2 protein-coding genes are annotated in these 2,569 nt (G+C 32.4%); both read right to left on the bottom strand.

Going from position 1 to position 2,569, the window contains the following annotated elements; all coding sequences use genetic code 11:
• Window positions 1-157 (bottom strand): helix-turn-helix domain-containing protein (locus I130_RS16950; protein ID WP_157480450.1); only part of this gene is annotated, 157 nt, incomplete at its 3' end.
• A gap of 1,648 nt (window positions 158-1,805) precedes the next feature.
• Window positions 1,806-2,252 (bottom strand): hypothetical protein, encoded by a 447-nt coding sequence (locus I130_RS00050; RefSeq protein ID WP_034917053.1) that lies wholly within the window; start codon window positions 2,250-2,252, stop codon window positions 1,806-1,808.
• Between the last annotated feature and the right edge of the window lie 317 nt (window positions 2,253-2,569).

Raw genomic sequence — 2,569 nt, 5'->3', positions numbered from 1 at the left:
TGGGTTTAGTTACCCATTTATTGACTTCTCTGGTGATGGTAGATCGGGTTCTTCCGAGCTTCTCTGCTATGAAAGATTTAGGTCTATTTTCTTCTAAAAGAGTCTGGATAATTACCCTTTCTTGATGTGATAATCGCCGGTGTTTTTTTGGTTCCATACAACAAATCTAAAGTTATGATTTGTTGCGTTAAGTTATTGAACTCAGGAATCTGGGATTTAATTGCATACAACGGTCTTGGTTAAGGCAAGTAGCGTGGAGTAGGGACGCAAACTTGTCGGCTTAGTTGTTTGTTACTTGGTGTCTAAAATATCACTTTTCCTCGGAATGCCCGCTATTTGCGCTTAACCGATGTTGTATTTTGGGGCGATATAGCCTAATATGTACGATATACATCATTTTTCAGGTCCGAGTAAAGTCAATGTTTTATTTTAAAAGCGTTCAATTCTTATTGTTTTCAAGTCAGAGCAAAAGTCTGTATTAAGTGTTTTAATTCTTTTGTTCTTAGTTACTATTTTTCATCTAATTTTTTCCGCACGAGTAAAAGTCAGCGCACTGATTTAAAAACATCATTTTAAATTCATTTTTAAATTATCAAGCTTTATGGTAGAGCAGAAATATGATCATTTTTATATGTTATTGGCAAATGTGTTTTTATAGGGATTATTTTTTATTTGGGACTATTTCTATTGGTCAGATGTATATTTCAGAGCCAAGCTATTATTAATGATAATCCAATAAACAAAAACATTAGCGGTAACCATATTGTTAAGGAAATTGTAGTCCACTGCCATTTTTGTTTTTTCCTTAGTTTACTATTCCAAAGAAATATTAATCCTGGAATGTAAAATAACCAGCTGAAATATAAACCGTATGGAATAGAAGAAATCACAATGGCAGTCAACAGTAATATTTTACCTGCAATTAAAGGTCCTTCATCGGATGCTTTTATTATGTTCATTTTAATTTTTCGTCAACTCGTTTTTATATTTTCATCTCAACAATTGAGGGAGATTTGTTTATGTCAAACTGAATTCAATAAATTTTTCTAGCAGAATTTTGTTTCTGAGCCCTAAATTACAACGGTCTTGGTTAAGGCAAGTAGTGGGAGAAGGGTCTCAAACTTGTCGGCTTTGTTGGTTTTTACTTGGTGTCTAAAATACACTTTTTCGACTAAGCCCGCTATTTGCGCTTAACCGATGTTGTACATTGTGGCGATTATCGGAATATGTTATTTTGTTGTCATCCTTTTTAAGTCATTTTGTTCTTTTTTGAATCTTGATTTTTTTTTCACGTTTGAGTGAGAATCAGTTTGTAATTTTTTGGTTGTTAATTATTTTGTCATTTTTCACGTCTGAGTGAAAGTCGGAGTTATAAATCTAAAGGTATTCAATTTATCCATTTTTCAGGCTTGAGTAAAAATCAGAGTAACGAGCTGAATGTATCAATTTTACTTTTTTAAGTTCGAATAAGAATCCGCTCACTGATTTTAAGATCATCCAATTTTCACACTTTTCATCCTTGTAAACTTTCCCCATAAAACTCACGCATGAGTAGTTTTTGTTTTTAACTAAAATCTTGAAAAAGTCAGCGCAACAGTTGCGAAAGAGTGGTTTTTTAATTCAGATTTGCTGTTATTTTTTTTTGCGTTTTTCATTCTGAGCCATAATTTACAACGGTCTTGGTTAAGGCAAGTGGCGTGGAGTAGGGACGCGTTCTTGTCGGCTTAGTTGTTTTTTACTTGGTCTCTAAAATAGCACTTTTTCGACTAAGCCCGCTATTTGCGCTTAACCGATGTTGTAACGCGTTAATTTACCTTTTTATAAGTTTGATCATAATCCTCTTGATTATCTTTTAATTCGCCTTTTTCATTGAGAAATAATACAAATGTCCCAATTGAAGTTTTATAATCATTTATGGTGTCCTTATTTGGCCAATGTTGAGATCCAAAATATCTAAAGAATACAGCGCTGTCTTTTGCAACAGTATATTTACCTTTTTTAGTCAGAGTGTCATTCTCATTTTCTGTTGAAATCATTTTCCAAGTATTATCATCATAAAGGAAGAGCCGTGTATTGTTTGCTTTATTAGTTAATTCCCAACTACCTGAGATTTCTATTTCTGGTGCGGAATCAATCTTTTTATTAGTCGGAGTTATAGATTCTGTTTTATCATTTTTGTTATTTACACAACCTGAAACTATTATAGTCAGAATAATCAATTGAGTTTTTATAAGTCGGTAATAAAATTTCATATTCAAATCTTAAAAAATTTATGCGTTACAACGGTCTTGGTTAAGCCAAGTGGCGTGGAGTAGGGACACGTTCTTGTCGGCTTTGTTGGTTTTTACTTGGTGTCTAAAATATTACTTTTTGTTGAAATACCCGCTATTTGGGCTTAACCGATGTTGTATAACGTTGCGATACTTTAAAATATGTTGTTTTGTTGTCAATCTTTTTAAGTTGTTTTGTTCTTTTCTGAATCTTGATTTATTTTGAGTCTGAGTGAGAATCAGTTTTTAAATTATAAATTCAAAAGCATTTTTGTTCTAGTCAAATTTGTCATTTTTCA

Origin of the sequence: Gillisia sp. CAL575 (assembly GCF_000403785.1) — a bacterium.
Classification (GTDB): Bacteria; Bacteroidota; Bacteroidia; order Flavobacteriales; family Flavobacteriaceae; genus Gillisia.
This window is presented reverse-complemented; position numbering and strand designations above follow the sequence as displayed.

Bases quoted from the DNA above. Each gene is read 5' to 3' on its own strand.
- I130_RS00050 (WP_034917053.1), bottom strand. From the start codon at position 2,252: ATGAAATTTTATTACCGACTTATAAAAACTCAATTGATTATTCTGACT.